Here is a 26,538-nt window from a genome sequence, read left to right as displayed (position 1 = left end):
GCCGCCAGCTCGGCGGCCCCGCCTTGCGCTCTTTTCATCTGGCGAGAGTATGCGATGAAAGCCCTTGTTTACCTTCCCCTGCTGGCGGCAGCGCTGCTGCTGGGCTGGCAGTTATCCCGCTCCACCCCACCAGCGCCGGCGCCAACCCAAGCCGTCATCGCGGCCGACCCGACGGCGCAGACGCCACCGGTCAACTTGCTGCGCGAGCCCCCTTCCACCACCGCCGTCGCACCGCAGGCCAACTCGCTGCGCGGCACCGAGGTCGATGGCCGCCTGCAAGTCGACGCCGACGGCAACCTGCTGATCAGCGACCAGCTGCGGCACCTGTTCGACTATTACCTGAGCACCGCCGGCGAACAAGATCACGAGCAGATCGTCGCTCAGGTTCAAGCGCTGATCCGTGACAGCCTGGATGACCCTGCGCGCAGCCAGGCGCTGGACCTGTTCCAGCGCTATCTCGACTATCAACGTGCGCTGGTCGAGCTTGAGCAGGACTTCCCTGCGGCGGCTGACATCGACAGCCTGTGGGCCCGGCAGGACGCCGTGCAGCGCCTGCGTGCCGACCTCTTCAGCCCGGCCGAGCACCAGGCCTTCTTTGCCGCCGAGGAGAGCTACAACCGCTTCACCCTGGAGCGCCTGAGCATCCTGCACAACCCGAATCTCAGCGACGACGAAAAGGCCCAAGACATCGAGGCGCTGCGCGAAAGCCTGCCCGAGGCCATGCAGGCGCTGCTGGTACCACAAATTCACCAGGATCTGCGCCAGCAGACCCAGGCTCTGCGCGCGGCCGGCGCCAATGAGGGCGCGGTGCGTGACCTGCGGATGCAGATGGTCGGCCCGGAGGCTACGGCCCGCCTGGAGGCGCTGGATGTGCAGCGCGCGCAATGGCAGCAGCGACTGGATGATTTTGTGCGCGAACGCGACGCCATTCTCAGCCAGCCCGGGCTGGCCGACAGTGACCGCGACAGCGCCGTACAGGCGCTGCTTGAGGCGCGTTTCGACCGCACCGAACAGCTGCGTGTCAGCGCGCTGGAGCGCTGACCAGCCGTCTGCACGCTGCCATACTGGGGGCTCACCTGCACTGGAGCCCCCGTATGCGACGCCACACACTTGCCCTGCTGCCCGCCCTGCTCGTTGCCGGCACCTGCGCAGCTCAGACCTACACTCCGGCGGACATCAGCCAGTGGCCTGAACGCCGTTTCACAGAGCCCACCCACTATCAGCTGGAGCAGCGCAGCGACAGCAGCCTGCTGCGCGCCGACTGCAGCAACGGTCAGGCCAGCGCTCGCTACCTGGAACAGCAGATTGATTTGCGCGAGACGCCCGTGCTGCGCTGGTCGTGGACCATCAGCGCGCCGCTGCAAGGCCTCGACGAGCGTCAGCGCGACGGTGACGACTATCCGGTGCGGCTATACGTAGTGAAAGACGGCGGGCTATTGGCCTGGCGGACGCTAGCGCTGAACTACGTCTGGTCCTCCAGCCAACCGGTTGGCTCGCACTGGCCCAACGCCTACACCGCCAACGCGCAGATGCTGGCCGTGAGCAGCGGCGCACCGGCCGGCATGACAACGCTGGAGCGCAACGTAAGGGAGGATTTCCAGCGCCTGCACGGGCAGACGCTGGATCAGATAGACGGGGTGGCGATCATGACCGACTGCGACAACAGCGGTCAGTCCGTTACCGGCTGGTATGGCACCATCGAATGGCTACCGGCTACTTCTTCGTCCACTGACCGTTGACCTGGATGTACTGACCAGACGGGGTACGATCAATCGCTTTCTGGCCGGCAATCAACTCGACGTCGCTGAGCGCTACACCGTTGTCACGCGCTACCTTTTGGTACTCGGCCTTGCGCGCGGCATTGATCTGGCGGGCGATTTCGGCGGCGTCGCCAGCGTTGCTGACTACCCCGAGATAACCGTTGGGCTGCTCGCCCAGCTGGCCGGCCGACTTGGCTGCCGGCAGCGCAGACATCGCCTGGTTGAGGTTCATGGCCAGCGCCGCACCGCTGCCCAGCAGCAGGGCCAGCAGGCCACAGATCAGAAAAGTCGTTTTGCGCATCATGAATATCCTTTCGCAACGGGCTCAGAACAGGCCACTGGATTCGTCGAAGATGTCGTCCAGCTCGCGATCCACCTTGACGTAGATCTCGTGCTCGATCTTCACGTTCAGGTTGATGTTGATCGGCTCGCTGGGCGCTGCCAGTTGCACCGTCGGTCCGGCGCAGGCCGACAGCAGGCCGGCCAGAAACACGATTGTCAGCCCTCGCCTGTACATGGGCGCTCCTTGTCAGGGTTGCTGGGCACGCTGTTTGATCAGGTGCTGCTGAACCCGCTGTTGAATGATCTCGCTGACCTTGCCGCTCAATTGCAGGCTGGCCAGCAAGGCCGGAATGTTCTCTTCCAGGGTGACATTCAGGTTGACCTGCCGCCCCTGCTGAAAGTCGGGATTGCTGCCTTGCAGACGCAGCCCGAGGACCATGTTGCCATTCTCGCCGTAGTCTACCTGGGAGCTAAGGACAGTATAGTGAAAGTCTTCCAGCACCCCCGCCAGCTCACGCATACTCGGGTTGGCTGCGGCGAGACGCTGCAGCTTGTCCGAGCGGTAGCGCAGCACGCCGCCCGGCTCGCGCGCGGCAACCGCGCCATCGTCGATCAGCAGTTGCCCATCGCGCAGCAGCACCGGCAGGCGTCCATCCAGCGTGCCGCCGCCACTCAACCCCTCTGTTGGGTAGACTTCGAACAGCCGGCCCAGTTCCAGACCCTGCAGCTGCAGTTCGGCGCGCTGTTCACGCTGCGCCAGATCCAGTGTGGTGGGTAGCACACGCACTTCACCACCCAACAGGCCGGTGCGCAGCTCGGTCACCTCAAGGCGACCACCGGCCGGCTGCGCCAGCGCTGCGTGATAGGACAACTGCCCGCGCACGGGCCCCAGCTCAATGCCCGGGTTGGCCTGGGCCAGCGCCAGCGACGGCGCCTCCAGAGTTAGCTGCTCAGCCGCCAAGCGGAGCTGCAGCGGCCCCTCCAGACCACTGAAGGCGATACGGTCGTAGATGCCCTTGAGACCTGTGAGCGTCAAGTCGCCCCGCACGCGCAGCGACTGCCCGCTGCTAACGCTCAAGGTGCCGCCAACCTGCCCACTGGCAAAACTGAGCAGCTCGGGCCAGGCGGTCAGACTATCGGCCAGCGGATTACCGGCACGCATAAACAGCGGTGTCAGCTCGCCATCCAGGCGCCAGCTACCGTCGCTGCGCCAGCTGGCTTGATGGGCCAGCTCCAGGCCGGCGGCGTTGCTCAGGTTGCCATTCCAGTTCAGCGCTGCCTGCTGCCAGCGCCAGTCAGCGCGCAGATCCCAGCGCTGTGGTGTGAGCTGCGCGTGCTCCAGTGCGTCCAGCTTGCCCGTCAGCCGGCCCGCGGCGCTCAATGTGTCATCGCCATTCAGCGGCAGCGTTAGCTCAAAGGCCGGCTGTTCAAGCCGAGCGCCGCGCAGCGTCAGTTGCGCATCACGCAGTTGCAACTGCTGCCAGGCCAGGCTGCCAGGCGCGGTCAGTGCGCTGTGCACGGCGTCGGCGGTGGCCTGCACGCGCAGCGTCCAGCGGCCCGTCACGTCACGGGCGCGCAGCTGCGGCAGACTCAGCTGCGGTGCTTGCAGTCGCAGCAACAAGGCATCACTGGCAAGCTGCCAGTTGCGGCTCAGCGGCACGCTCACGGGGCCAGCCAGCGTCAGCTCCCCACCCTGGGGCAACGTGACACCAGCCTGCACATCAAGCTGCAGCGCAGCATCCGCCAGCAAGCGCTGATCTGGCAAAGGGGTAAGCTGCAGCGTGAGCTGCGCCGGCTGCAGCGCCGCCGGCAATGTCTGCAAGGCGGTCACCCGGGGCGTCTGCACCAGCGCCTGCAGGTGTGCCTGTCGCAGTCGCCAGTCGCCCGCCGCGCCTTGCACCTGCAGACTCAACTCACCGCTCAGCTCACCCAGCTGCGCTACCAGCCAGGGCTCAGGTAACACCAGCCGTCCCTGCAGCTGCACATCACCGGCCAGCCAGTCATCCAGCGCCTCGGGCACCCGCGCTGCGTCCAGCTGCCAGTCCAGCTCCAGCTGTGCGGCGGCAGGTATCTGCTCAACGGGCAGCGCCCCCAGGGCCAGCCAGCGCCCGAGATAACCAAACAGCCAAGGCGTTTGTGGCCAATCCGGTATCTGCAAGCGGCCCTGCCAGTGCTGTCCACCCTGCCATTCGCTATGCAGTTGGGCCGCTGCTGCGCCGTCTATCTGCAACGGCGCCGTCAGCCGCACGCGCTGCGCCGCCAGTTGCAACTGCGGTTGCAAGCTCAGTTGCTGACCGTCCAGATTCAGCAGCAGGGTGCTGGACAGCGTCACGTCGTCGCCCTGAGCCGAGCGCCGCAGATGCCAACGACCGGCCAGTTGGCAACGCTGGTCACGGCACGGCAGGCTGGCCTCAATCTGCCCGACTGCAGCCTCATCCGGCGCCCAATCCGCCAAACGTCGCCAGAACTGCTCATCGCCGAGCAGCAGTAGTGGGTCAAAGCCGCTGGACTCACCACTCTCCGGCCCTGCCGGCAGATTCACACCCAGGCTGTCAGCCTGCAGCGCACGGACCCGCAGCCCATCGCGCCAGCCCGGCTGCAGCCGCAGCTGGCGGACATCCAGCTGCAGTCCGTCGACCATCTGCAGCTGCAGCCGGTCCAGCACCACTGCACCGCCACGCCACTGTACGCCCTGCCAGTCGAGCTGCTGCACTCCGGTAGCGTGCAACTGCTGCAGCCCCCAGTGACGCGCCAGCAGCGCTGCCAGCGTCAGCACCAGAACAAACAGCAGCAGAATCGAAACACGCCGGCGCATCGCGCCTCCCTCAAGGTGTCAAACGGCTCACAGGTTAACATTCGGCCCGCGCCCGGCGGTTGACCCGGCCTTGGCATACCTTCTTAATACAGCAGTGCGGCCATCGCCGCCTAAAGGATTGACTGTCACAACCAGGGAGCGGTTCATCGTATCCCTGCGCGTTGCCAATCCGCTTTTTTGCTACACCCTGCCAAAGAAAGGAAACCGCATGGAATGGTATATCGCTGTATTGAAGAAGTATGTCGAGTTTCAGGGCCGCGCCCGTCGTAAGGAATACTGGATGTTTATTCTGTTCAACGTCCTGGCCTCTATCATCTGCGGCGTGATTGATGGCGTGCTCGGCATCGTGCTGCTGGTACCGATTTACTCACTGGCCGTTCTGCTGCCGTCGATTGCGGTGTGCATCCGCCGCTTGCACGACACCAACCGTAGCGGCTGGTGGATTCTGATCAGCCTGGTGCCACTGGTGGGCGGTATCATCCTGCTGATTTTCATGTGCATTGAAGGGGACGCTGCCGACAATCGCTTTGGCCCCAACCCCAAACTGGCATAACAGTCAGGCGCCGGCCCCAGGTCGGCGTCTTGCATTACCGCCACCGCTTCGGCAGGCTGCAACAAATACCCACGCCGCCCCCTACCATGCCCACACCCCTCTACCGCCTGTTAGCGGTCCTGTTGCTCGCCCTGTCTGGCTGCCAACCAATGCCCGACGAGCTGTCTACCGCCACCCCACTGCGCCCCGCCGAGCAGGTAGAGCTGCTGCTTGACCAGACCTGGCGCGATAGCCAGGGGCAGGAGCATAGCCAGCAACAGATCATGGACCGGGTGCTGTCGCTGATCGACGGCGCCAACGAATTGGTAGTCGTGGACATGTTTCTGTTCAACGATTTTGCCGGCGAGGACAGCTATCGGCCGCTGTCGAGCGAGCTGACCAGCGCGCTGATCGCCGCCCGCCAGCGGCACCCGCAGATGCCGGTGGTGCTGATTACCGATCCGTTCAACACCTTGTACGGCGGCATAGCGTCTGCGCAGTTCGAGGCGCTGCGCAGCGCTGGTGTCGGCGTGGTGATGACCGACCTGAGCCAGCTGCCCGCCTCCAACCCCACCTGGACCGGCATCTGGACCCTGTGCTGCAGCTACCTGGGCAACAGCACCGAGGGCGGCTGGCTACCCAACCCGGTCGGCGACGGCAAGGTCACGCTGCGCAGCTACCTGCACCTGCTGAACTTCCGCGCCAATCACCGCAAGACCCTGGTCGTTGGCCGCAGCGGCGAGTGGACCGGTCTGGTCACCTCCATGAACCCGCATGACGCCAGCAGTCGCCACGACAACAGCGCGGTGCAATTCAGCGGCGCAGCAGCACTCGACCTGCTGCAGACCGAGCGCGCCGTGGCGCTACTGTCGGGCTACGCGCCAGCAGCCGACTGGCCTGTCGCCCCAGCAGTGTCCGGCAGCACGCCACCGCAGTTGCAGGTGCTGACCGAGGGCGCCATTGAACAGGGGCTGCTGCAGTTGATCGACTCGGCGCAAACCGGTGATGTGCTGGATCTGGAGATGTTCTACCTGTCATCGCGGCCGGTCATAGAGGCGCTGATTGCAGCCCACCAACGCGGCGCGACGCTGCGCGTGCTACTCGACCCCAACCGCGACGCCTTTGGCCGGGAGAAGAATGGCATCCCCAACCGGCAGGCAGCCTGGGATCTGCACCAAGCCGGTATTGCCGTGCGCTGGTGCGCCACCGAGGGCGAGCAATGCCATCGCAAGTGGATCAGGCTGGAGCGCGGCGACGGCAGCGCCGAGCTGATTGCCGGCTCCGCCAACTTTACCCGCCGCAACCTGCACGATCTGAATCTGGAAACCAGCGTGCGTCTGGTCAGCCGCAGCGATGGTCCGCAGATCAGCCAGCAGCGAGGCGACTTTGAACGCGAATGGCAGAACGCCAACGGCGCCATCTACAGCCTGCCCTACGCAGACTTTGCAGATCACAGCCGTTGGCGCTATCTGGTGTACCGCTTTATGGAGGCCAGTGGGCTCTCGACCTTCTGAACGCGGTCTGGCGCGCATATCCGGGCCAGGGGACGCTCCACGGACACGGCCTGCCGTGCCCCTACAGCTCGGCGAAACAGGCGGCGATGATGTCCATGCCGGCGTGCAACTCGACGTCGGTCGCGGTCAGCGGCACCAGAATGCGGATCACGTTACCGTACTGCCCGCAGGACAGCAGAATCAGGCCCTTGTCCCGCGCTGCAGCAACGATGCGCCCGGTCAGCTCGGCATCCGGGGCGCCATCTGCGCTGAACAGCTCGCAGGCAACCATTGCGCCCAGACCGCGCACATCACCAATGCGCTTGTCGTCAGTCGCCAGCGCGCTCAGGCGCGCGGTGAGAATCTCACCCACGGTACGGCTGCGGGCCAACAGATTTTCTTCTTCGAACACGTCCATTACCGCCAACGCGGCGGCGCAGGCCAGCGGGCTACCTGCATAGGTGCCACCCAAACCGCCCGGCGCGATGCTGTCGACCGCCTCGGCGCGACCGCACACGCCCGCAACCGGGAAGCCGCCGGCAATCGACTTGGCAAAGGTAGTCAGGTCCGCCGCCACGCCCATCTGCTCCATCGCAAAGAAGGTGCCGGTACGGCCAGCGCCGGTCTGCACTTCATCGGCCACCAGCAAAATCCCGTGCTGATCGCACAACGCGCGCAGGCGCTGCATAAAGGCCGGGCTGGCGACATAAAAGCCACCTTCACCCTGCACCGGCTCGATGACGATGGCGGCGATGTCCTGCGGCTGCGCGTCATTCTTGAAGATACGTTCGATGCTGGCGATGGCATCGTCATCGCTCACGCCATGCAGCGGGCAGGGGTACTGGGCGCGGTACACGCCGCCCGGCATCAGGCCCATGCCTGCGGCGTAGGGTGCCACCTTGCCGGTCATCGACAGGGTCATCATGGTGCGGCCATGGTAGCCACCGGTGAAGGCAATCACGCCGGCACGGCCGGTCGCTGCGCGAGCAATCTTGACCGCGTTCTCCAGCGCTTCAGAACCGGTAGTTACCAGCAATGTCTTCTTGGCAAAGTCACCGGGCACCATCTCGTTCAGCCGCTCGCACAGGGCAATGTAGGGCTCATAGGCCAGTACCTGAAAACAGGTGTGGGTGACCTGGTCCAGCTGGCGGCGCACCGCGTCCATCACCTTGGGGTGACGGTGCCCGGTGTTGAGCACGGCAATGCCGCCGGCAAAATCGATGTACTGTCGTCCTTCCACATCCCAGACGGTCGCGTTTTCAGCGCGCTGCACCGCAATCGGATGGATCTGGCTTACACCACGGGCGACAGCATTGTGCCGCCGCTGCATCAGGGACTCGTTGGTCTTGCTCATAACCGCCTCGCGGAAAAGTAAGGGAGCAATGGCTCCCCGTCGGGTTGTGTCAACAGGGCTCAGATGCCGCCCAGACAGAGGTATTTGATCTCAATGTACTCTTCGATGCCGTACTTGGAGCCTTCACGCCCCAGGCCCGAGGACTTCATGCCGCCAAAGGGCGCCACTTCATTGGAAATCAGGCCGGTATTGATACCCACCATGCCGTACTCCAGCGCCTCGGCCACACGGAAGACGCGGCTCAGGTCGCGGGCATAGAAGTAGGCCGCCAGGCCAAACTCGGTATCGTTGGCCTGACGCACCACATCGGCCTCGTCGCTGAAGCGGAACAGCGGCGCCAGCGGGCCGAAGGTTTCTTCGCGGGCCACCGCCATGCTGCTGTCCACGCCAGTGAGAATGGTCGGCTCGAAGAAGAAACCACCCAGCGCGTGCGGTTTGCCGCCAGCGATAACGGTAGCGCCCTTGTCGGTGGCATCCTTGAGGTGACGCTGCACTTTCTCCACAGCGCGCGCATCGATCAGCGGGCCGGTGGTCACGCCCGCCTCGGTACCATCACCGACCTTCAGCTTGGCGACGGCATCAGTCAGCTTGGCGGCGAAGGCGTCGTAGACCGAATCCTGCACGTAGATGCGGTTGGCGCAGACGCAGGTCTGACCGGCGTTGCGGTATTTGGAGATCATCGCGCCTTCAACCGCGGCATCCAGATCGGCATCGTCGAAGACGATAAAGGGTGCATTGCCGCCCAGCTCCAGCGACAGCTTCTTCAGGGTCGGTGCGCACTGCTCCATCAGCTTGATGCCAACACCGGTTGAGCCGGTGAACGACAGCTTGCGCACCACCGGGTTGCTGCACAGCTCGTCACCGACGTCACGGGAGCGATCAACATCAGCAGTAATAACGCTGAACAGGCCCGCCGGCAGCCCCGCCTGCTCGGCCAGGTGAGCCAGCGCCAGCGCGGAGAACGGGGTTTGCGGCGCGGGCTTGAGGACCATCGCGCAGCCTGCGGCCAGCGCCGGGCCAGCCTTGCGGGTAATCATGGCCGCGGGGAAATTCCAGGGCGTAATAGCGGCAGTCACGCCCACCGGCTCTTTCTGTACCAGAATGCGCTTGTCCGTCTGATGGCCGGGAATAACATCACCGTAGACACGCTTGGCCTCTTCGCCAAACCACTCCAGGAAGGACGCTGCGTAGGCGATCTCGCCACGCGCCTCGGTCAGCGGCTTTCCCTGCTCTGCGGTCATGATGCGGGCCAGGTCTTCCTGGTGCTGCATCATCAGTTCAAACCACTTGCGCAGTACCTGTGCGCGCTCCTTGGCCGTGCGCTGACGCCACTGCTGCTGGGCAATACGCGCCGCGTCTATGGCGCGGCGGGTTTCGTCTGCGCCCATGTTCGGCACGCTGCCGAGGCGTTCATGGGTAGCCGGATTGGCGATGTCAGTGCGCGCGCCCTTGTCGGCCTCGCACCAGTGACCGGCGACATAGGCTTGCTGGCGAAACAGGTCAGGGCAGTGCAGTTCCATTCGGGGGCTCCTTGTGCGGACGGCTCTGGCTGTCGTAACGCATTTAAAACAGCCATGTTTGATATTTCAAACATGCTAAGCGTGCGCCTACCGCCAGGCAATACCCGAAGGAGAAAAAACTTGAGATGATGTCGCCCGCCGGGAAGCGGGCGCAGAGGATCAGGCGGCAGATTCGCCTTCGAAGAGCTCGGAGCGCACCTGCTGTCCGGCTTCAAGCAGACCAGCCACGCGCTGCAGACTGGCCAGCAGCATCAGCTGCTCCCAGTCAGCCAGCTGGCCAAAACGCTCAAGGAAGGCTGCGGGCAACAACGCTGGCTCAGCCTGGATAGCGGCCAGACCCTTCTCGGTCAGGGCCAGATGCACCTTGCGCTTGTCACTGGTGCTACGCACCCGTTGCAACAGGTCGCGGCTTTCAAGACGGTCGATGATGGTACTGAGCGTGGCTTGGGATACACTTACCTGCCGCGCCAAGTCACCCAGGGTGCTTTCGCCCATGGCCTTGATGCTGTGCAGAATCAGCAACTGGATCGGCGTCAGTCCGCTATGGCGCCCCAAACGCTTGGCGTGAATTTCACTGGCGCGTTGCAGGCGGCGCAGAGCCAGATAGAGATCGTGCATCATATGCATGACGTGAATACCTCTCGACGACGAAGGTGTCTTGCCACCCTAAAGTTACAGCAAGAACAAGAAATCTTCCCTTCAAGAGAAGAATAGCGGGCAATACTACACGCTATTTACTTTCACTTCAAAGTATTAAACCCCCGCGTACTCCCCCAGATATCCCCTATCAACAGCGCAGCCCAAATCCGCCAGCGCTGTTAGACTGCTGCCAGACGCCGCCACCAGGGCGAAATACACCCAATAAAAACAGTCCGTACCAATGAATCCCAGTTCTCTTCGAGTCGCGCTCAGCAGCGCGCTGCTGTGTACCGCGACCCTCGCGCACAGCACCACCGACACCTTACAGCTCCCGACCCAAACCATCCTCGGCGCCAGCGATGAAAGTCGCGATCTGAGCCTGCCGCTAGCCCGCAGCACCCTGTTTGCCGACGACCTGTCATCAGCAAACCTCGGGGCCAACCTGTCCGAGCCCCTGCAGCGGGTTCCTGGCCTGCTCGCGCTGAACCGCCAAAACTACGCCCAAGATGTGCAGGTATCCTCCCGCGGCTTTGGCGCCCGTGCGCAGTTCGGCGTGCGCGGTGTGCGCCTGGTGCAGGACGGCATCCCGCTGACCATGCCCGATGGTCAGGGCCAACCGGCGCAGTTCGACCTCGATAACCTGGAGCGCATTGAAGTACTGCGTGGCCCACTCAGCGCGCTGTACGGCAACGCCTCCGGCGGTATCATCCAGGGCTTCAGCAGCGAAGGCAGCGCCTACCCTACCCTGGACAGCCGCGGCAGCATCGGCAGTGACGGGCTCTGGCGCGAACGCCTGAAGTACGGTGCCCAGCACGGCGACCTCAACGTTGCCGCCAACCTGTCGCGACTGGAAACCGACGGCTATCGCGACCACAGCGAAACCCGCCGTGACATGGCCAACCTGCGTCTGGGCTGGGATATCGACGATGTCTCCAGTCTGACCCTGGTGGTCAACGCACTGGACCAGCCGGAGACTCAGGACCCGCTGGGGCTGACCGCCGCCGCACTGGAGGCCGACCGTCAACAGGCTGTCGCTCAGGCGGAGCGATTTGACACCCGCAAAAGCGTCAGCCACCAGCAGCTGGGCATGAACTATCAGCGCCGTCTGGCCAGCGACGATCAGATCACCGTCATGGCCTACGGCGGCGAGCGCGATGTGCAGCAGTTCCTCGCCTTTCCCGGCAACGCGCTGTATTCCGGCGGCGGTGTGATTGAGCTGGATCGTCGCTTTGGCGGCAGCGAGCTGGGTTGGCAGCGCGACACCACGCTGTTCGAGCTGCCGGTCACTCTGGCCGCCGGGCTGAGCTGGAACTATCAGGGCGAGGGCCGCAAGGGTTTCGTCAATCAGTTCGGCCATAAGGGTGGCCTGCAACGTGACGAGTTCAACCGGGTGGAAAGCCGTGAGGCCTACCTGATCAGCACCTGGCAACTGGCACCGCGCTGGCACCTCACCGCTGGCGCCCGCTACAGCAAGGTCAAGTTCGACTCCGACGACAACTATTTTGTCGACGGCCAGGACGACAGCGGCTCGGTCCGTTACGACGAAACCACCCCGGCACTCGGCCTGAGCTATCAATGGACGCCCGACGTCAGCCTCTACGGCGCCATCGGCAAGGGCTTTGAAACACCGACTGCGCAGGAGCTGGCCTACCGTCCAAGCGGCAGCGGCCTGAACTTCGAGCTGCGACCGAGCAAAGCGGACAACGCCGAAGTCGGTCTCAAGCTGCGTCGCGAGCGCACGCAACTGGACCTCGCCCTGTTTTACACCGAGACCGACAATGAAATCGTCACGGGCGCCAGCCAGGTCAACAGCGGACGCACCACCTACGCCAACGCGGGCCAGTCAACGCGCCAGGGCATCGAGCTAAGCGTGCAGCAGCAGTTGGCACCGAGCCTGACCGGCTATCTGGCCTACACCTGGCTCGACGCCCGTTTCGACAGCTATACCAACAGCAACGGCGATGACCTGGCCGGCAACCGCTTGCCCGGCGTGCCGCGCCACAGCCTCTATGCCGAGCTGGCCTGGCAGCCGACCGCCAGCTTCAGCACCGCGCTAGAAATGCAGAGCCTCAGCCAACGCTACGCCAACGACGACAACAGCGCCGAAGCGCCTGGCTACGCGGCCTTCAACTGGCGCGCCAGCTACCGCCAGCAGCTGGGCAGCCTGCAGCTGGAGCCCTTCGCCCGCATCGACAATCTCACCGATAAGGAATATATCGGCTCACTGATCGTCAACGGGGCCGGTGCCCGCTACTACGAGCCGGCACCGGAGCGCAGCTGGCTGATCGGCCTCGGCCTGCAGTATCGCTGGCAGTAACGGCAACCACTAGACGCGGTCGATTCGGACCGCGTCGAAGCCTCCTGGGCGGCGCGCCAACAGCACAAAGATCAGCGCGGCAATGGCCATCATGATCGGCAGCGCGTGGCCCGTCAGCCACTGACTGACAGCCCCGGTCAGGATCGGCCCGAGCAGACAGCCAAGCCCCCAAAGCATGGCGATATGCGCATTGGCACGTACCAGCTCGTCGTCCCGGTAGCGCTGCCCGACCAGGATGATCGACAGGGTATAGAGCGCTCCGGCACTGGCACCAAACAGCACCAGCACCGGCCAGATCAGCGGCGTGTGCAGCACCAGCGGTAACGCCAGGCTGCTCAGCAGCAATACCAGACCACAGAAGCGGAACAGCGCGGTGCGCGAGATACGATCGGCCAGTGCGCCCACCGGCACCTGCAACACCGCATCGCCCACCACCACGGCACTCACCATGATCAGCGCCAGCTGCTGAGCAAAGCCCTCGCGAATCAGATACACCGGCAGCAGGGTCAGCGTCATGGTCTCGAACCCGGCAAACAACACCATCGCCCAGGCGATGGCAGGCAACTGCTGCACAAAGCGACGCAGCCCACGACCTCCGGCAGCCGCCGCATCCACGACCGGCGCCCCAGAGACCGTCAACAGCATCAGGCTGCCGCCGATCAGCAGGCCGGTCGCCAGCCAGAAGCCGCTATCCTCCTGGGTTCCAATCAGCCCCAGCAACAACGGCCCACACAATTGGCTAAGCGCAAAGCCGCTGCCATAGACCGCGACCAGACGCCCGCGCAGGCGGTCGGGCACAATCTGATTGATCCAGCTCTCGCCCAGAATAAAGGTCACCGTCAGCGAAATACCCAGTACCAGCCGCAACAGCAGCCACACCGGGTAGCTCGGCCAGATCGCCAGCAGCGCCACCGATACCGCACTGCAGCCCATCACCAGGCGCAAGGTGTTCTCCGAACCAAGCCGCCCCGCCAAACGCCCACTCAAGCGCGAACCCAGCACAATACCCAGCGCCGGCATGCCAGCCATGACGCCAATGGCAAAGGTGCTGTAGCCCCATTCGTGCAGGCGCAAGGACACCAGCGGCAGGGTCACCCCCAACGCCAGCCCCACGATTACCACAGCGGAGGTGACCACGGCGTAGGTTTTCCAGTTCATAGAGGTCTCGGAGAAAAGCCGGCTGGAGGCTGGAGGCTGGAGGCTGGAGGCTGGAGGCCAGAAGCTTGAAGTAGTCTGCGCTGTTTCGGAGCGACAAAGTCACAGCGACACCGACCTCACGCAGTGCTCAACAATTGCTCCGCTAAACGGCTTCCAGCTTCAAGCCTCCAGCTTCCAGCCGCGCTGCCAACGGCAGCGCGTTAGAGCTTGATCCACGTCGCCTTCAACTCGGTGTACTTGTCAAAGGCATGCAGCGACTTGTCGCGGCCGTTGCCTGACTGCTTAAAGCCACCGAACGGCGCGGTCATGTCGCCGCCGTCATACTGGTTGACCCAGACGCTGCCGGCGCGCAGGGCGCGGGCGGCGCGGTGGGCCTTGGACAGGTCGCTGGTCCAGACGGCGGCGGCCAGGCCGTAGATGGTGTCGTTGGCGATCTGCATGGCGTCGTCAAAGCTGGTGAAACCAATCACTGACAACACCGGGCCAAAGATCTCTTCGCGAGCAATGCGCATGCTGTTGGTCACGCCGTCAAACACGGTCGGCTCAACAAACAGCCCGCCAGTGTCTTCCATCACGCGCTTGCCGCCCAGCTTCAGGGTCGCGCCGTCAGCGTGGCCGGCTTCGATGTAGCGCAGCACCGTTTCGATCTGGGTGGTATCAACCAGTGCACCGACGCTGGTGTTCGGGTCCAGCGGGTGGCCCGGCGCCCAGCTGCGCTTCAGCGCCTCGACCACCTTGCCCACGAATTCTTCGCGAATCGACTCCTCGACCAGCAGACGCGAACCGGCGGTACACACCTCGCCCTGGTTGAAGGCGATGGCGCTTGCTGCCGCTTCTGCTGCCGCGTCCAGATCCGGCGCATCGGCAAAGACCACGTTCGGGCTCTTGCCACCGGCTTCCAGCCACACGCGCTTCATGTTCGACTCGCCAGCGTAGATCATCAGTTGCTTGGCAACCCGGGTCGAGCCGGTGAACACCAGGGTATCGACATCCATATGCAAGGCCAGCGCCTTGCCTACAGTGTGACCGTAGCCGGGCAGCACGTTCAGCACGCCTGCTGGCAGGCCGGCTTCCAGCGCCAGCGCCGCGATGCGGATGGCGGTCAGCGGCGACTTTTCCGAGGGCTTGAGAATCACCGAGTTGCCACTGGCCAGCGCCGGGCCCAGTTTCCAGCTGGCCATCAGCAGCGGGAAGTTCCAGGGCACAATAGCGGCAACCACGCCCACCGGCTCGCGGGTAACCAGACCCAGCTCATCATGAGCCGTCGGCGCCACCTCGTCGTAAATCTTGTCGATTGCCTCAGCGCACCAGCGAATCGAGCGCGCCGCGCCGGGAATGTCCACCGCCAGCGCGTCACCGATCGGCTTGCCCATATCCAGGGTTTCCAGCAGCGCCAGTTCCTCGCAGTGCGCGTCGATCAGGTCCGCAAAACGCTGCAGGATACGCTTGCGTTTGGCCGGCGCACTGCGCGACCAGACACCGCTATCGAAGGTGGCGCGGGCATTGGCTACCGCCTGCTCGGCGTCGGCCTGGTCGCAACTGGCGATCTGCGCCAGCACACGGCCATCGATCGGTGAGACGCACTCGAAGGTCTCACCGCTGGCCGCCGGCTGATACTGCCCGCCGATGTAGGCCTGTCCCTGAACCTGCAGCGCGGCTGCGCGCTGCTCCCAATCCTGTCGACTGACTGCCTTGCTCATGCTCTGCTCCTGATAGGGCGCCGGCTGGCGCGCGGGATACTGCCGGCCACAGTAATCAGGCGCTGAAAATAATTCAATATTTTTTACAAAACACCCCAAAGTAACCGCCAAATTTCACCAATAACCTATTTGACGTTTGTTATTTTTGACATAGACTTTGCCACATCAGCGCCACCGCCCAACCCTGCCGACGATGACGTTGCAGTCTGTCCTTCCTACCATCCTGCCAGGAAAGCCCCATGACCAGCTTGCAGCACCCGCAGTCCAGCCAAGACCTCAGCCTTGATCCGTTCTGGATGCCCTTCACCGCCAACCGTCAATACAAGGCCAAACCGCGTCTGCTGACCAGCGCACAAGGTGTTTACTACACTGACGCCGACGGCCGTCAGGTGTTGGATGGCACGTCAGGACTGTGGTGCTGCAACGCCGGCCACGGGCGCCGCGAGATTTCCGAGGCCGTCAGCCGGCAGATTCAGCAAATGGACTTTGCCCCCACTTTTCAGATGGGCCACCCACTGCCGTTTCAATTGGCCGAGCGCCTGAGTGAACTGGCTCCGGCGGGCCTGAACCGCGTGTTCTTCACCAACTCGGGCTCCGAGTCGGTGGACACCGCACTGAAGATAGCGCTGGGTTATCAGCGGGCCATCGGCCAAGGCACCCGCACCCGGCTGATCGGCCGCGAGCTGGGCTACCACGGCGTGGGCTTTGGCGGCGTATCGGTCGGCGGCATGGGCAACAACCGCAAGGCGTTCATCCCGCAGCTGCCGGGCGTCGACCACCTGCCGCACACCCTAGACCTGGAGCGCAACGCCTTTACCAAGGGGCTGCCGAGCTTCGGCATCGAGCGTGCAGAGGCGCTGGAAGCGCTGGTAACGCTGCACGGCGCCGAGAACATTGCGGCGGTGATCGTTGAGCCCATGTCCGGCTCGGCCGGCGTGATCCTGCCGCCGCAAGGGTATTTGCAGCGCCTGCGCGAGATCACCAGCAAGCACGGCATCCTGCTGATCTTTGACGAGGTCATCACCGGTTACGGCCGCGTTGGTGCGCCCTTCGCGTCGCAGCGCTGGGGCGTCACTCCAGACATCATCACCACCGCCAAGGGCCTGACCAATGGCGCCATCCCGATGGGCGCGGTGTTTGTTGCTCAGCACATTCACGATGCGTTTATGCAAGGCCCGCAGGGGCTGATCGAGTTCTTCCACGGCTACACCTATTCCGGCCACCCGGTCGCCGCAGCCGCCGCGCTGGCCACCCTCGACATCTACACCGGCGAGCAGCTGCTGACCCGCGCCGCAGAGCTGGAAGATTACTGGGCCGAGGCACTGCACAGCCTGCGCGACCTGCCGAACGTCATCGACATCCGCAACACCGGACTGGTCGGCGCGGTGCACCTGGCCAGCCGCCCGGACGCCCCGGGCGCACGCGGCTACGAGGTGTTCGACGGCTGTTTCTGGGAGGGCGCCATGGTGCGCTGCAGCGGCGACATTATCGCCATGTCGCCACCGCTGACCGTGGAAAAAGCCGAGCTGGATCGACTGATCGACACCCTCGCTACCGTCATCCGTCGCACCGCCTGAATCTGCCCGGTTGCCGTCCGCAGCGACGGCAACCCTCACCTGACAAGGACCCGCCCCATGAGCATTTCCAGCATCATCGACTTCGCCAGCGCCGACACCCCAGCCGAGCACTACCGGCCAGATGCCGCCAAGATCATCAGCGGCGACCCGGTGCAGAACGTGCGCAACCACTACAGCAGCGCCGACGGCCAGTTCAGCAGCGGTATCTGGGAGGCCGAGCCGGGCCACTGGAATGTCAGCTACAGCGAGCACGAGTACTGCGAAATTCTCGAAGGCGAGTCGGTGCTGCACGACGCCGACGGCAACAGCCGAGTGCTGCGCGCGGGCGACCGTTTCGTCATTCCCGCCGGCTTCAGCGGCAGCTGGGAAGTACGCGAGCGCACCCGCAAGGTCTACGTGATCTACGAGCCGGCCAGCTGATCGCGCAGCCAGGCTACAGAGCGCTCAAGGGGGGGCGTGCCGCGTCAATAAACGCTACCCTGAAGGGAGACCATGCAGATTTCCCTGGAGTAGCCGGTGCGCCGCCTTTTTTCCTTACTTGCCAGCCTGACGACGCTGACGCTGTACGCCCTGGGCGCAAGTGCGCAGGAGTCCGCGCCGTTGGAGTTTGCGCTGGCAGACTTCCCCCCCTATTTTCAGCTGGACCATCGCGGCGAGCCGAGCGGGCCTGTGCTGGAGCTGGCCGCAGCCCTGTTTACCGAAGCGGATGTGCCCTATTCGATCCGCGGCTACCCGGCAGCGCGCCTGTACAAGCGGCTTCAGCTAGGGCAAACGACCATCTCCATGGCGGGCGATGGCCATCCGGAAATGCTCAGTGGCGCGCTGCAAGGCAGTACGCCGGTGTTCAATGTCGCCTTGAACGTCTACCGCAAACCGTTGCAGCCGGCGATCACCGGCTTGCCTGACCTGTCAGGCCAAAAGGTGATCCTGATCGGCGCCTACAGCTATGGCGCCCTTGGCCAGCAATTGGCAAGCCCCCAGGCCCGCGTGGAGATCACCCACGCCCACACCCACACCGCAGGGCTGCAAATGCTACTGCATGACCGCGCGCCCTATCTGATCAACTACGCAGACCCAATGAACGGGCTGCTGGAGAAGCATCCCGCAGGCAGCGTGACAAGTGACCCGCTGCTGCGCATGGATGTCTACCTGTTCGTCTCCCGCGCCCACCCCAACGCACGGGGTTTGCTCGACAGTCTGGATAGCGCGCTGGCCCTGCTAAAACAACGCGGCCAGGTGCAGCAAATTCTGGACACTGCGAACTATCAGCACTGAGCGCATCCAGGCCGATTACAAAAAACACATTGGTCTAAACGTGACCAGCCAGTTACATTTCTCGTCAGCACTGACATCGAAACCAATAATCCAATCGTCCCTTTGATCGGGTAACGGCTGTCCATCGCTATTACCGCCCGGTCACGCTCCTGACGCAGGAGCCCAGGACACAGCCAGGAGTCCAGCCTGATGTCACGTTTACCGGTCATCGTCGGCTTTGGCGGCTATAACGCCGCCGGCCGCAGCTCATTCCATCACGGCTTCCGCCGCATGGTGATCGAGTCTCTGCCTGCCGCCGAGCGCCAGCAGACCCTCGTCGGGCTGGCCGTCCTCATGAAGCTGGTACGGGTCGAAGGCGATCAATACCTTGATGCCGACGACCAGCCACTCAGCGCCGCCGAGGTGGAACAGCGCTTTGGCCAGCAGGTGCTGGATGACACCCTGGTACGCCGTATTGAAAAGCGCTATCTGGACGTTGACGCCGCGCATTGGCAGAAAAACCTGACCGTCACCGGCGAGGCGGGCAAACCCTTCTCCTTCATCACCCTGGCCAAGCAGTTACCCGAGCCGCTGCCCAGCGACTGGGCCGTTGAGGCGTTGAACGACAGCGAGGTGATGGTCACCGTATACGACGGCTGCGACCTGAAGATCGACAGCTTCCGCGCCCTGCCGGTCAAATCCGCCGGCCAGCTGCCGAGCGGCCTGGAGCCGGGCGAGCTGTACGCCTCACGTTTCCACCCACGCGGCCTGCAACTGACCATTGTGGCCGCCACCGACGCCCTGCGCTCGGTCGGCATTGACTGGCAGACCATCGCCAACAGCGTCGAACCCGATGAAGTTGCCGTGTTCGCCAGTAGCGCCATGAGCCAGCTCGACGAAAACAGCTTCGGCGGCCTGATGCAGTCACGCCTCAAGGGCGGCCGGGTCAGCGCCAAGCAGCTCGCGCTGGGTCTGAACAGCATGCCGGCGGACTTTATCAACGCCTACATCCTCGGCAGCGTGGGCACCACCGGCGCGATCACCGGCGCCTGCGCCAGCTTCCTCTACAACCTGCAAAAAGGCAGCGACATGATCACCAGCGGCCGCGCCCGCGTGGTGCTGGTCGGTAACGGGGAAGCGCCAATCACCCAGGAATGCATCGAAGGCTACGGTGCCATGGGTGCACTGGCCACCGAAGACGGCCTGCGCCAGATCGGCGGCAGCGAAGAGGTCGACTTCCGCCGCGCCAGCCGACCGTTCAGCGCCAACTGCGGCTTTACCCTGGCCGAGTCCGGGCAATTCTTCGTACTGATGGACGACGCCCTGGCCATGGAGCTGGGCGCCGATATCCACGGCGCGGTGCCGGACGTGTTCATCAACGCCGACGGTTTCAAGAAGTCGATCTCCGCCCCCGGCCCCGGCAACTACCTGACCATGGCCAAGGCCGTGCACGCCGCCATGCAAATCGTCGGGCCGCAGGCCGTACAACAGCGCAGCTTTGTACAGGCACACGGCTCCAGCACCCCAGCCAACCGCGTCACCGAATCGGAAATTCTTGACCGCGTGGCCGACGCCTTCGGCATCCAGAGCTGGCCGGTCGCTGCGGTAAAAGCCTACGTCGGTCACTCGCTGGCCAGCGCCAGCGCCGACCAGTTGGCCGCCACCCTGGGCAGCTTCAAGTATCAGATCATTCCGGGCATCAAGACCATCGACCAGGTGGCCGAGGACGTACATCAGCAGCGCCTGCTGATCAGCACCCGCGATATCGACCGCAGCCAGCTGCCGCTGGAAGTCGGCTTTATCAACTCCAAGGGCTTTGGCGGCAACAACGCCAGCGCCGTGGTGCTGGCACCAACCGTGGTCGAGCGCATGCTGAAAAAGCGCTACGGGGCCGAAGCCTTCGAAGCCTGGCAGCAGCGCCGCGAACAGACCCGCGCCGCCGCCGAGGATTACAACCAGCGTGCGCTGAAAGGTCAGCTGGATATCATCTACAACTTCGGTCAGAACATGATCGACGAGTCCGCCATCAGCATCAGCGATGCGCAGATTCAGGTGCCCGGCTTCAACAAGGCCCTGACCTTCCGCACCGACGAGCGCTTCAAGGACATGCTCGACTGAGTGACCCACGGGGTACGGCCAGCCGTGCCCCGCTCCCGCCTCAGGCCACCTCGGCCAGCTTTGCCAACCACTGTTGCTGCTCGCCTTCGGTCAGCAGACTGGCCGTGATGCTATTGCGCGCCAGCGCAACCGCCTGCTTGCGGGTCATGTTCAGCGCATCGCGCACCGCGACAAAATTCGCCAGCAGATAACCACCAAAGTAAGCCGGATCATCCGAGTTGATGGTCACCTTCACGCCCTGCTCCAGCAGCTGCAGAATGTTGTGCTCGCGCATGTCCCCAAACACTTTCAGCCGGGTGTTGGACAGCGGGCAGACTGTCAGCGGCATCTGCTCAGCAATCAGGCGCTGCACCAGCTCAGGGCTTTCAACACAGCGCACGCCATGATCGATGCGCATCACCTTGAGCAAGTCCAACGCCTGCACAATGTAGTCGGCCGGGCCCTCCTCGCCGGCATGGGCAACGCACGCAAACCCGGCCTCACGCGCCATGGCAAACACGCGCTCGAACTTGTCCGGCGGATTGCCCTGCTCCGAGCTGTCCAGCCCCACCGCAACAAAGTGCTCGCGCAGCGGCAGCGCCTCTTGCAGCGTGGCGATGGCGTCCTCTTCGCTAAGGTGGCGCAGAAAGCTCAAGATCAGCCGCGAGCTGATGCCAAGCTCGGCCTGCGCATCAGCCAGCGCGCGGGAAATACCGGCCAGCTGCACCGCAATGGGGATGCCACGCACGGTATGGGTCTGCGGATCAAAGAATGGCTCAACGTGTACGACGCCATCGGCCGCGCAACGCTGCAGGTAGGCCCAGGTCAGGTCATAAAAGTCCTGCTCGGTACGCAGGGCATCGGCGCCCTGATAGTAGAGATCGAGAAAGTCCTGCAGATTGCCAAACTCGTAAGCGGCGCGCAGCGCCTCCACATCGGCGTAGGGCAAGGTAATGCCGTTGCGCTCGGCCAGGGCAAACATCAGCTCAGGCTCAAGGCTGCCTTCCAGATGCATGTGCAGTTCGGCCTTGGGCAGCGCACGGAGAAAATCGGTATCGGGAAAGGACATAAGCGGCACTCCTGGAATCCTGCTGCACGAACGTGCAGTTCATGCAGCAAAGGATATGCCAGGCGGGGGTTTGCTGTCCTGAAATAAGGCGCCTCGCCGGCGCTCGAGTATGGCGACAGGGAATGGCAGCATGGCAATTTGCCAAATGCTCGGCAGGTGGAGCGTGCACATGGGGTTCGCCCCGTTTACGCGGGCGAGTAGCGCAGGGCTGACGGGAAAAAGAGTCGCAGCATGTCTGAGGAGCGAAGCGACGAGTTCTGCGACTCCCCGTTAGACCGAGCAACGCAGCGAACCCGAAGGGCCGCGTAGTCGGGTGCCCGGGGGGATTGCTAAGGGGGGCCGGGCAAGCGGCCCCCCTTAGCTCGCCGTGAAAGGCGAAAGGCTGACTTAACCGCGGCGCGATGCGGAAAACGGCTAAACAATGTTCGCCGCTCCGCAACAAACCCACCTACTTACGCGCAGCCCGAATCGCCGCCATAAAGGCCGCCATCTCAGCCTCTCGGTCGGCCGCTACCGTCTGCACATTGGGGTTCTGTGCCAGCAGCTCCAGCAGCGCGGCGCCCTGCGGCAGCTCGGCTTTCAGGTCGATATCGAACAGCTTCTGCGCCACCGTGCAGGCCAGATCAAAGCTATAAAGGAACAAGATGTCGGCAATAGTCATCTCGCTGCCAGCCACATAGGGCGCAAAGCGGCCGTGGCGCGCCAGGGTGGCAACGCCTGCCAGCAGTTCGGTGCGGGCCTTGTCCTTGATTGCCTGATCGACCTTGCCGCCGAAGAACACTTCCATAAAGCAGGAACGGGCCGGCAGCTCGATATACAGCTCGATTTCCTTGGTCAGCGCGCGCACCACGCCACGCTCGAAGGGGTCGCTTGGCAGCAGCGGTTTGCCGCCCTGGGTTTCCTCGATGTATTCGAGGATCACATTGGTCTCGTTGATAAAGCCCTTATCAGTCTCCAGCACCGGCACCTTGCCGCGCGGGCTCATGGCGAGAAACTCGGGCTCCTGGCTGCCGTGCACGTTATTGATCTCGAACTCGACACCCTTTTCCAGCAGCGCCAGCTTGGCCATGTTGAAGTAGTTGCTGGCCGCAAAGCCGTGTAGTCTGATCATCCTGTTGTTCTCCATTGTTGGACGGAAGTGGCGACACCGTGACGCGGTCCATCTTGTACCCGCGCAGGCAATAATTCACCAGCGTCATCAAGACGCTGAATGCGCTGACAATGTCAGCCGGCTAGACTGAATGCTCACCCGAAAAGAGGCTCCAATAATGCTGACACCCGACGAGATAGCCGAAATCAACCTGCTCTGCCAGTTCAATCTGGGCAACACCCAAGAAGGTCTGAAGATTCACAGTCACGACGCCGACCCCAACACCGTTGCCGCCGCCGAGCGCCTGTTTGCCAGAGGCCTGATCAGCCAGCACGATGGCGGCTACCTCACCAGCCTGGGGCTGGACGCAGCCGAACACAGCCAGCACTTGCTAACCATCTTGCGTACCTCTACGCCCTGACGTCAGCCATGCAGCAGGGTGAGATTCAGCCACGGATTGACGAGGGCATTGATCGCAAGGCGCTGAACACCCTGCGCAAACGCTTTATGGCGGTCAACGCCACGCGCCTGCGCCGCGTGTTGCAGGCGCTGCCCAACCGACAGTACAACGTACTGCAACTGCTGCCGCTGCTGTTCGACGTCAACTACCCCCTGCTCCCCGGTTTCGTCTCGCGCGACACCCCCTGTGGCCTGCACGGTTTTGAGCCGGACAGCAGTTGCTTGCAGATTGCCCAAAGCCTGACGCGCAGCTTCCAGTATCGCCGTCACCCCGCCGGCTTCAGCGGTCAGATCCACGGCCTATATCTGATGGGTAGCGGCGGCACTATCGGCCAATCCGAGCAGAGCGATCTGGATGTCTGGGTCTGCCACGCGCCGCAACTCAACGCCGAGCAGATAGCGGAGCTGGGTCGCAAATGCGAGCTGATCACCGAATGGGCGGCCAGCCAAAGCAGTGAGGTGCACTTTCACCTGATCAACCCTGCCAGCTTCGCCCAGGGCGAGCGCGACAACGAACTGGGCATTGAAGACTGCGGCAGCACACAACACTACCTGCTGCTCGACGAGTTTTACCGCACGGCCATCCACCTGGGCGGGCGCTTTCCACTGTGGTGGCTGGTACCGGTCTACGAAGAGGCAGGCTACCGCGACTACACCCACCAGCTGATCAGCAAGCGTTTTATCCGCGCCGATGACTATCTCGACCTGGGCCACGTGGCCGCCATTCCCGCCGGTGAGTTTGTCGGCGCCGGGTTGTGGCAGTTGTTCAAGGGTATCGAGTCACCCTACAAGTCAGTACTCAAGCTGCTGCTGACCGAGGTCTATTCCAGCGAGCACCCGCGCGTGCGCTGTCTGAGCCTGGACTTCAAGCAGGCCGTGTTTGCCGGCAAGCCAAACGAAGACGAGCTGGACCCTTACGTCATGCTGTACCGCCGGCTGGAACGCTACCTGCTCAGCCGGCGCGAGAGCGAGCGTCTCGAGCTGGTGCGCCGCTGCCTGTATATCAAGGCCAACGTGCGCCTGAGCCGACGCAGCGGCCTGCTGGACTGGAAGCGGCAGATGATGGAGCGCCTGGTGCGCGAATGGCACTGGGGCACGCGCCAGCTACAGCAGATGGATGACCGCCGCCAGTGGCGCATCCGCGAAGTGGCCACCGAGCGCCGTCAACTGGTCAACGAGCTGACCCACAGCTATCGCCTGCTGTCGCAGTTTGGTCGCAGCCAGGGGGTGATCAACGCAGTCAGCGCACGTGACCTGTCACTGTTGGGGCGCCGCCTGTACGCGGCGTTCGAACGCAAGGCGGGCAAGATCGAATTCATTAACCCAGGCATCAGCCCGGACCTCAGCGAGGCCCTGCTGACGCTGGCCTGGAGTGCAGGCCACGACGACAACCCGCCGACCTGGAGCCTGTACCGCGATAGCCTTGGTGCCGCTGAGCTGGGCGATCATCCGCCGCTCAAGCGCAGCCTCAACCTGCTGGAGCTGCTTGCCTGGGGGCACCGCAACGGCCTGATCGACAGCGCCACGCGCTTTGTCCTGCACCCCGGCGACAGCGCGCTCAGCGAGTACGAACTCAACAGTCTGGTGCACAGCCTGCAGCAGCAGTTTCCCCTACCCTTGCCGGCCCTGACCGAAGTCGCCCTGTCGCGCCCAAGCGAGCCCTGCCGTGTGTTGCTGCTGGTCAATATTGGCCTGGACCCGCTGCCCGGCAGCAGCCAGAAAAACCTGCACCTGATCAGCAGCCACACCGACGCGCTGGGTTATTCCGGCCTGCGGGACAACCTGATCCAACGCATCGATCTGGTTACCCTGAACAGCTGGAACGAGCTGCTGGTCACCCAGTATCAGGGGGAGGAAGCCTGCATGCAGGCCCTGCGCGATTACCTGAACGGCGGCCGCGAGCATCAGCGCCTGCCCGAGCTGGCGGTGCGCTGCTTTTGCCGCAACCGTGCCAGTGCCATCGCCGAGCGGGTCGAGAGCCTGTTCAGCAGCGCTGCCGAGCATCTGCTGGGCAACCCACCAGCGCGCCTGCTGCTGCAACTGCAGAACGCCTTCCGCATTCTGGAGTGGCAGGATGAACAAATCAGCATGCTAGCGCTGGATGATCGCACCCAGCTGCTGCGCTACCTGGGCCGCTCCCGGCCACGCCACCAGCGTCTGGTGCTCGACAGCTACGCCTTGCACGGACAAGACCTCGGGCTGCTCCTGCAACAGGACCAGCCCGGCCGCATCCAGCTGTTCTATCGTCTGCGCGCCAACTGGCAGGCCGAGATCAGCCTGCTGGATGAGCGCGGCGCGCTGTGGACAACCCAGCACAGCTATCGCGATGAACACACCCTGCTGCTGCCGCTGCTGCGCTTTCTGCGCAGCATTCAGCTGCGCCGGCAGGCTGGCGAAAACCTGGATCGCAGCATCGACGAGGGCGAGCCCGAGCTGTATTGCATCCTGCCCGCCCAGGAGGGCCATCCACTGCGCCTGGAGCAGCGTGCGCTGCCGCGCGGCGGTCTGGACGCCGACATCTACGCGGTACAGGCGATTGCCGAACCCGGTGCCGGGCGCAGCCTGCGGGTTACCATCTTCTGCGACCACCGCGAGTTCTCCGAGCTGGAGTACGGCGCCCAGCTCTACACCGAGGTGGCCCGCCACATCCTCAGCCGTCGCCGCGACCGCGAGCCTTACCCCTGCTACATCACCGATCTGGACCTGTCCGCCGTTGACCCCGGCGGCCGCATGCAGACCGTCCAGTACCTGCGCTATCGCCAACAACTGGAAAGTGCGCTGAACGACGCCATGCACCTGCACGCTTGATCGCTTGCAGGGAGCAGGTGGAATTCATCAGCGCGTCCTTAAACCGCGCTCAACGACTCTGGCGCTCAGCCCGCCGCCTGGCAGCGGCCGCAATGATCTCGCGCTGACGCGCATCCGGCGCCCGGCCCCACTCCAGAATTTCGTCCAGCAAACGGCCGCAGCCCATGCATAGCTCACCATCCAGGCAGCATTTGCGTACGCAGGGTGAAGGCTGGCGGCCGCGGGTTGTCATCGTGAGTCCGCGTCGATATCCAGCTCCAGCTCTTCGCCGCTGAGCTCTTCCAGCACGCTGGCCAGCACCTCACCCAGGGTGCCCTCACCACTATCGTGCAGCCAGCCCTGCCCTGCATCGAAGTTGAAGTGCAGGGTACGGTCGGGCGTGGCCAACCACAGCTCGCGCGAAGCAGGCTGACGACCAACGGCCAGCCGCTGCCCCTCGGGCAGGATCAGCACCAGTGAGCCGTCGATGTGCTCCATCTCCAGATCCAGGTCACCATCATCCAGGGCGTGCTCGATCAGATCCTGTACGCGGTCTACTGCCTGGTGGAAACTTGCTTCACTCATGTCCTGCATTATCTGTCTCTCATCTGACTCGGGCGTCTGCGCACCGTTTT

General features: G+C 63.8%; 23 protein-coding genes. 11 read left to right on the top strand and 12 right to left on the bottom strand.

Translation table 11 applies throughout. The features are described 5' to 3' along the window. The first annotated feature begins 54 nt into the window (after window positions 1-54). Complete coding sequence (locus tag HV822_RS10235) at window positions 55-1,041, top strand: lipase secretion chaperone (protein WP_238869890.1); 987 nt, start codon at window positions 55-57, stop codon at window positions 1,039-1,041. Window positions 1,042-1,094: 53 nt separating this feature from the next. Continuing rightward, on the top strand, window positions 1,095-1,739 hold the full coding sequence (locus HV822_RS10230; RefSeq protein WP_238869889.1) for a DUF3047 domain-containing protein: 645 nt from the start codon (window positions 1,095-1,097) through the stop codon (window positions 1,737-1,739). Here the strand turns inward: HV822_RS10230 and HV822_RS10225 are convergent. From HV822_RS10225 to HV822_RS10215, 3 genes are read right to left on the bottom strand one after another with little or no spacing between them, the layout of a single operon-like run. Beyond that, the gene (locus HV822_RS10225; RefSeq protein ID WP_396264839.1) at window positions 1,714-2,061 is read right to left on the bottom strand and encodes a YdbL family protein; all 348 of its coding nucleotides are present in this window, start codon (window positions 2,059-2,061) and stop codon (window positions 1,714-1,716) included. The two genes, HV822_RS10230 and HV822_RS10225, sit on opposite strands and share 26 nt — an antisense overlap. A gap of 24 nt (window positions 2,062-2,085) precedes the next feature. Further along, window positions 2,086-2,277, bottom strand: coding sequence for a YnbE family lipoprotein (locus tag HV822_RS10220; RefSeq protein ID WP_065335720.1), 192 nt, complete (start codon window positions 2,275-2,277; stop codon window positions 2,086-2,088). Window positions 2,278-2,289: 12 nt separating this feature from the next. Beyond that, window positions 2,290-4,857 carry a YdbH domain-containing protein gene (locus tag HV822_RS10215; protein ID WP_238869887.1) on the bottom strand — a complete coding sequence of 856 codons (2,568 nt, stop codon included), beginning with the start codon at window positions 4,855-4,857 and terminating at the stop codon, window positions 2,290-2,292. A 208-nt stretch (window positions 4,858-5,065) separates the two neighbouring features. On the opposite strand from HV822_RS10215, the gene HV822_RS10210 reads away from it, so the two are divergent. Continuing rightward, entirely contained in the window at window positions 5,066-5,410 is a 345-nt protein-coding gene (locus HV822_RS10210; RefSeq protein WP_238869886.1) for a DUF805 domain-containing protein, read from the top strand. A gap of 86 nt (window positions 5,411-5,496) precedes the next feature. Further along, window positions 5,497-6,903: a phospholipase D-like domain-containing protein gene (locus HV822_RS10205; protein WP_238869885.1), complete on the top strand. Its 1,407-nt coding sequence runs from the start codon at window positions 5,497-5,499 to the stop codon at window positions 6,901-6,903. Between the two features lie 61 nt (window positions 6,904-6,964). Here HV822_RS10205 and gabT read toward each other — a convergent pair whose 3' ends face one another. The 3 genes from gabT to HV822_RS10190 all read right to left on the bottom strand — a co-directional run bounded on the left by gabT (window position 6,965) and on the right by HV822_RS10190 (window position 10,383). After that, a complete protein-coding gene (gene gabT, locus HV822_RS10200; protein ID WP_238869884.1) occupies window positions 6,965-8,236 on the bottom strand; it encodes a 4-aminobutyrate--2-oxoglutarate transaminase in 1,272 nt (423 codons plus the stop codon). 59 nt (window positions 8,237-8,295) lie between these two features. After that, a complete protein-coding gene (gene gabD, locus HV822_RS10195) occupies window positions 8,296-9,756 on the bottom strand; it encodes an NADP-dependent succinate-semialdehyde dehydrogenase (RefSeq protein WP_238869883.1) in 1,461 nt (486 codons plus the stop codon). Between the two features lie 159 nt (window positions 9,757-9,915). Further along, window positions 9,916-10,383: a MarR family winged helix-turn-helix transcriptional regulator gene (locus HV822_RS10190; RefSeq protein ID WP_238869882.1), complete on the bottom strand. Its 468-nt coding sequence runs from the start codon at window positions 10,381-10,383 to the stop codon at window positions 9,916-9,918. A gap of 253 nt (window positions 10,384-10,636) precedes the next feature. On the opposite strand from HV822_RS10190, the gene HV822_RS10185 reads away from it, so the two are divergent. Further along, window positions 10,637-12,712 carry a TonB-dependent receptor family protein gene (locus HV822_RS10185; protein ID WP_238869881.1) on the top strand — a complete coding sequence of 692 codons (2,076 nt, stop codon included), beginning with the start codon at window positions 10,637-10,639 and terminating at the stop codon, window positions 12,710-12,712. Window positions 12,713-12,721: 9 nt separating this feature from the next. Here the strand turns inward: HV822_RS10185 and HV822_RS10180 are convergent, their stop codons facing one another. Beyond that, the gene (locus HV822_RS10180) at window positions 12,722-13,870 is read right to left on the bottom strand and encodes an MFS transporter (protein ID WP_238869880.1); all 1,149 of its coding nucleotides are present in this window, start codon (window positions 13,868-13,870) and stop codon (window positions 12,722-12,724) included. A 200-nt stretch (window positions 13,871-14,070) separates the two neighbouring features. Then, window positions 14,071-15,570, bottom strand: coding sequence for an aldehyde dehydrogenase (locus HV822_RS10175; protein ID WP_238869879.1), 1,500 nt, complete (start codon window positions 15,568-15,570; stop codon window positions 14,071-14,073). Window positions 15,571-15,809: 239 nt separating this feature from the next. Between HV822_RS10175 and HV822_RS10170 the strand changes: the two genes are divergently transcribed. From HV822_RS10170 to HV822_RS10155, 4 genes are all read left to right on the top strand, one after another. Continuing rightward, a complete protein-coding gene (locus HV822_RS10170; RefSeq protein WP_238869878.1) occupies window positions 15,810-17,147 on the top strand; it encodes an aspartate aminotransferase family protein in 1,338 nt (445 codons plus the stop codon). 57 nt (window positions 17,148-17,204) lie between these two features. Continuing rightward, on the top strand, window positions 17,205-17,567 hold the full coding sequence (locus HV822_RS10165) for a cupin domain-containing protein (RefSeq protein ID WP_238869877.1): 363 nt from the start codon (window positions 17,205-17,207) through the stop codon (window positions 17,565-17,567). A 96-nt stretch (window positions 17,568-17,663) separates the two neighbouring features. Continuing rightward, window positions 17,664-18,422: a substrate-binding periplasmic protein gene (locus HV822_RS10160; protein ID WP_238869876.1), complete on the top strand. Its 759-nt coding sequence runs from the start codon at window positions 17,664-17,666 to the stop codon at window positions 18,420-18,422. Window positions 18,423-18,611: 189 nt separating this feature from the next. After that, window positions 18,612-20,519: a beta-ketoacyl synthase gene (locus HV822_RS10155; RefSeq protein WP_238869875.1), complete on the top strand. Its 1,908-nt coding sequence runs from the start codon at window positions 18,612-18,614 to the stop codon at window positions 20,517-20,519. A 40-nt stretch (window positions 20,520-20,559) separates the two neighbouring features. Here the strand turns inward: HV822_RS10155 and HV822_RS10150 are convergent, their stop codons facing one another. After that, window positions 20,560-21,567: an adenosine deaminase gene (locus HV822_RS10150; protein WP_238869874.1), complete on the bottom strand. Its 1,008-nt coding sequence runs from the start codon at window positions 21,565-21,567 to the stop codon at window positions 20,560-20,562. Between the two features lie 448 nt (window positions 21,568-22,015). Then, window positions 22,016-22,678: a glutathione S-transferase family protein gene (locus tag HV822_RS10145; RefSeq protein WP_238869873.1), complete on the bottom strand. Its 663-nt coding sequence runs from the start codon at window positions 22,676-22,678 to the stop codon at window positions 22,016-22,018. A gap of 154 nt (window positions 22,679-22,832) precedes the next feature. On the opposite strand from HV822_RS10145, the gene HV822_RS10140 reads away from it, so the two are divergent. Together HV822_RS10140 and HV822_RS10135 are read left to right on the top strand one after the other, a co-directional pair. Next, on the top strand, window positions 22,833-23,078 hold the full coding sequence (locus HV822_RS10140; protein WP_238873584.1) for a TIGR02647 family protein: 246 nt from the start codon (window positions 22,833-22,835) through the stop codon (window positions 23,076-23,078). Window positions 23,079-23,086: 8 nt separating this feature from the next. Continuing rightward, window positions 23,087-25,924 (top strand): class I adenylate cyclase, encoded by a 2,838-nt coding sequence (locus tag HV822_RS10135; RefSeq protein WP_238869872.1) that lies wholly within the window; start codon window positions 23,087-23,089, stop codon window positions 25,922-25,924. A gap of 49 nt (window positions 25,925-25,973) precedes the next feature. Here the strand turns inward: HV822_RS10135 and HV822_RS10130 are convergent, their stop codons facing one another. Then, complete coding sequence (locus tag HV822_RS10130; protein WP_238869871.1) at window positions 25,974-26,156, bottom strand: DUF1289 domain-containing protein; 183 nt, start codon at window positions 26,154-26,156, stop codon at window positions 25,974-25,976. Beyond that, a complete protein-coding gene (gene cyaY / locus HV822_RS10125) occupies window positions 26,153-26,488 on the bottom strand; it encodes an iron donor protein CyaY (RefSeq protein WP_238869870.1) in 336 nt (111 codons plus the stop codon). The genes HV822_RS10130 and cyaY overlap by 4 nt, the downstream gene beginning before the upstream one ends. Between the last annotated feature and the right edge of the window lie 50 nt (window positions 26,489-26,538).

Source organism: Halopseudomonas maritima (genome assembly GCF_021545785.1).
GTDB classification, from domain to species: domain Bacteria; phylum Pseudomonadota; class Gammaproteobacteria; order Pseudomonadales; family Pseudomonadaceae; genus Halopseudomonas; species Halopseudomonas maritima.
This window is presented reverse-complemented; position numbering and strand designations above follow the sequence as displayed.

Coding starts and splice junctions, on each gene's coding strand:
- HV822_RS10230 (WP_238869889.1), top strand. CDS start 1,095: ATGCGACGCCACACACTTGCCCTGCTGCCCGCCCTGCTCGTTGCCGGC.
- gabD (WP_238869883.1), bottom strand. CDS start 9,756: ATGGAACTGCACTGCCCTGACCTGTTTCGCCAGCAAGCCTATGTCGCC.
- HV822_RS10155 (WP_238869875.1), top strand. CDS start 18,612: ATGTCACGTTTACCGGTCATCGTCGGCTTTGGCGGCTATAACGCCGCC.
- HV822_RS10225 (WP_396264839.1), bottom strand. CDS start 2,061: ATGCGCAAAACGACTTTTCTGATCTGTGGCCTGCTGGCCCTGCTGCTG.
- HV822_RS10220 (WP_065335720.1), bottom strand. CDS start 2,277: ATGTACAGGCGAGGGCTGACAATCGTGTTTCTGGCCGGCCTGCTGTCG.
- HV822_RS10190 (WP_238869882.1), bottom strand. CDS start 10,383: ATGCATATGATGCACGATCTCTATCTGGCTCTGCGCCGCCTGCAACGC.
- HV822_RS10150 (WP_238869874.1), bottom strand. CDS start 21,567: ATGTCCTTTCCCGATACCGATTTTCTCCGTGCGCTGCCCAAGGCCGAA.
- HV822_RS10235 (WP_238869890.1), top strand. CDS start 55: ATGAAAGCCCTTGTTTACCTTCCCCTGCTGGCGGCAGCGCTGCTGCTG.
- HV822_RS10180 (WP_238869880.1), bottom strand. CDS start 13,870: ATGAACTGGAAAACCTACGCCGTGGTCACCTCCGCTGTGGTAATCGTG.
- HV822_RS10145 (WP_238869873.1), bottom strand. CDS start 22,678: ATGATCAGACTACACGGCTTTGCGGCCAGCAACTACTTCAACATGGCC.
- HV822_RS10185 (WP_238869881.1), top strand. CDS start 10,637: ATGAATCCCAGTTCTCTTCGAGTCGCGCTCAGCAGCGCGCTGCTGTGT.
- gabT (WP_238869884.1), bottom strand. CDS start 8,236: ATGAGCAAGACCAACGAGTCCCTGATGCAGCGGCGGCACAATGCTGTC.
- HV822_RS10130 (WP_238869871.1), bottom strand. CDS start 26,156: ATGACAACCCGCGGCCGCCAGCCTTCACCCTGCGTACGCAAATGCTGC.
- cyaY (WP_238869870.1), bottom strand. CDS start 26,488: ATGAGTGAAGCAAGTTTCCACCAGGCAGTAGACCGCGTACAGGATCTG.
- HV822_RS10210 (WP_238869886.1), top strand. CDS start 5,066: ATGGAATGGTATATCGCTGTATTGAAGAAGTATGTCGAGTTTCAGGGC.
- HV822_RS10170 (WP_238869878.1), top strand. CDS start 15,810: ATGACCAGCTTGCAGCACCCGCAGTCCAGCCAAGACCTCAGCCTTGAT.
- HV822_RS10165 (WP_238869877.1), top strand. CDS start 17,205: ATGAGCATTTCCAGCATCATCGACTTCGCCAGCGCCGACACCCCAGCC.
- HV822_RS10215 (WP_238869887.1), bottom strand. CDS start 4,857: ATGCGCCGGCGTGTTTCGATTCTGCTGCTGTTTGTTCTGGTGCTGACG.
- HV822_RS10175 (WP_238869879.1), bottom strand. CDS start 15,570: ATGAGCAAGGCAGTCAGTCGACAGGATTGGGAGCAGCGCGCAGCCGCG.
- HV822_RS10135 (WP_238869872.1), top strand. CDS start 23,087: ATGCAGCAGGGTGAGATTCAGCCACGGATTGACGAGGGCATTGATCGC.
- HV822_RS10205 (WP_238869885.1), top strand. CDS start 5,497: ATGCCCACACCCCTCTACCGCCTGTTAGCGGTCCTGTTGCTCGCCCTG.